This window comes from Micromonospora gifhornensis, from assembly GCF_016863515.1.
In the GTDB taxonomy this organism is placed as follows: Bacteria; Actinomycetota; Actinomycetes; order Mycobacteriales; family Micromonosporaceae; genus Micromonospora; species Micromonospora gifhornensis.
On sequence record NZ_BOPA01000089.1, the window covers coordinates 1 to 2,760 of the forward strand.

At 75.4% G+C, this 2,760-nt stretch carries 1 protein-coding gene; it reads left to right on the forward strand.

Going from position 1 to position 2,760, the window contains the following annotated elements:
* The coding region (locus Vgi01_RS30200; RefSeq protein WP_204293331.1) for a type I polyketide synthase at window positions 1–2,760 on the forward strand (2,760 nt) is incomplete at both ends.

The window sequence follows — 2,760 nt, forward strand, 5'->3', positions numbered from 1 at the left end:
CAATCCGCACCGCCCACCGGCTCGGCGCCCGCACCCTGCTCGAGATCGGGCCCGACGCCGTGCTCAGCGCACTGGCCGCCGACACCCTCACCACCATCCCCACCCTGCGCCGCGACCAACCCGAACCGGACGCCGTGCGCACCGCGGCCGCCACACTCTGGGCCAACGGCGCCGGCATCGACCGGCCCGCCATCCTCGCCGACACCGGCGCCCGCCGCCATGCCCTGCCGACCTACCCGTTCCAGCGCCGCCGCTACTGGATGCATCCGGCCAGTGGCGTCGACGCCGGTCTGCGGCCCGCCGGGCACCCGCTGCTCACCGCGGCCGTCACCCTCGCCGCCGGCGACACGACCGTGTTCACCGGCGAACTGTCCACCACCGCCCAACCGTGGCTTGCCGACCACCGCCTGCACGGCACCGTCGTGCTCCCCGGCGTCGCCCTGGCCGATCTGCTCGCCACCGTCGGCGCCCGCACCGGGCACCCCCATCTGGTCGACCTCGTCACGACCACGCCCGTCACCCTGCCCGGTGACCAGCCGCTCGACCTACAGGTCACCGTCACCGGCCACGACGACGGCCGCTGCACCGCAGAGGTGTTCACCCGCGCCGCCGCCACCGACGACACCCCCTGGCAGCGCCACGCCACCGCCGTACTGGACGACACCCCGCCCGACGAGCACCCGGACACCCGCGTCCCGGCCGCCGCCACCGAGATCGACCTCGACGACCTGTACGACCGGCTGACCGAGCACGGCTACGACTACGGCCCGCAGTTCCGCGGCCTGCAACGCCTGCACCGCCACGGCGACGACCTGTACGCGGAGATCACCGGTCCCGACAACACCGGGTTCACCGTGCACCCGGCGCTGCTCGACGCCGCGCTGCACCCCCTGCTGCCCGGCGTCGCCGCCGACAGCCCGGCCCGGCTGCCGTTCGCCTGGGCCGGCGTGCACCTGACCGGCACCCGGGCGACCATCCTGCGCGCCCGAATCACCCCACTCGGACCGGAATCCGTCCGCCTCACCGTCACCGACGACACCGGCGACCCGGTCGCCACCGTCCGCCAACTCACCCTGCGCCCGGCCGACCCGGACCAGTTCCGCCCCTCCGCCACCGACCTGCGCTACCGGCCGCAGTGGCAGCCGCACCCGGCGCCCGGCCACGCCCCGGCGGCGAACGCGAACGGCACCGCCCCGCCGGACCTCCTGATCGTCCGGGTGGCCGCAACCGGCCCGGGTTCGCCGGCCACCCGGGCCCGCACCGCCGTGCACGACACCCTCGCCGTGCTCCGCGACCACCTGACCGGCGAACCCGGTCCCCGCCTCGTCGTCGTCCCGCCCGCCGACGACCCGCTCACCGCCGCTGCCGTCGCCGGCCTGGTCCGCAGCGCCCGCACCGAGAATCCCGGCCGCGTCGTGTTCGTCGACACCGACGACACCGACGCCTCCCGGACCGCCCTGCTGCGCGAGGCCCTCGGCGACGAACCCGACCTGCGTATCCGCGACGGCGAGGTGATGGTGCCCCGGCTCGTCCCGGCCGGACCGGCACCGCAGACGCACCCCGACTGGGGTGACGGCACGGTACTGATCACCGGCGGCACCGGCGCCCTGGGCGCCGCCCTGGCCCGACACCTGGCCACCCGGCACGGCGTCCGCGACCTGCTGCTGGTCAGCCGCACCGGCCCGGAGGCTCCCGGCGTCGCCGACCTCACCACGGAACTGACCGGGCTGGGTGCGCGCGTGCACGTCGCCGCCTGCGACGTCACCGACCGCACCGCCCTGGCCGGCCTGCTGGACCGGCATCCCACGATCAGCGCCGTGGTGCACGCGGCCGGCATCAGCCGCGACGGCGTCCTTGCCTCGCTCACCGCCGACCAGGTCGACGAGGTCCTCGCCGCGAAGGCCGACGCCGCCTGGAATCTGCACGAGCTGACCGCCGACCGGCCGCTCACCGCGTTCGTCCTCTACTCGTCGATCGCCGGACTGGTCGGCCCTGCCGGACAGGCCGCCTACGCCGCCGGCAACGCCTTCCTCGACGAACTGGCCCGACACCGGCAGGCCGCCGGACTGCCCGCCACCTCCATCGCCTGGGGACTGTGGCAGGACGGCGGCACCATGTCCGCCACCCTGACCGACACCGACCTCTCCCGCATCGCCCGCCTCGGCCTGCGCCCCATCGACACCGCCGACGCGCTGACCGCCCTGGACGCCGCCGTCGCCGGCACCGACCCGGTGCTGGCCGTGACCGCCGTCGACCCGACTCTGCTACGCACCTCCACCGACGTACCCGCCGTCCTGCACAGCCTGGCACCCGGCCGGCGAGCACCCCGCCGCGACCGGGGTCCGGCGTCGATCCGCCGGATCGCCGCGATGAACCCGCCCGACCGTGACCGCGCCCTCGCCAACCTGGTCCGCACCCACGCCGCCGCCGTCCTCGGCCACGACGACCCGGCCGCCATCGACCTCGACCGCACCGTCTCCGACCTGGGCTTCGACTCGCTCACCGGAGTGGAACTGCGCAACCGGCTGGCCACCGCCACCGGCCTCACCCTGCCCGCCACCCTGATCTTCGACCACCCCACCCCGGCCGCCCTGGCCGAACACCTGGCCAGCCGACTCACCGGCACCCAACCCGCCACCGAGCAGACCCAGGCTCCGGTCGTGGTGGCGGATGAGGATCCCGTGGTGATCGTCGGGATGGGGTGTCGTTTCCCTGGGGACGTGTCGTCACCGGATGGGTTGTGGGATCTGGTGGTGGGGG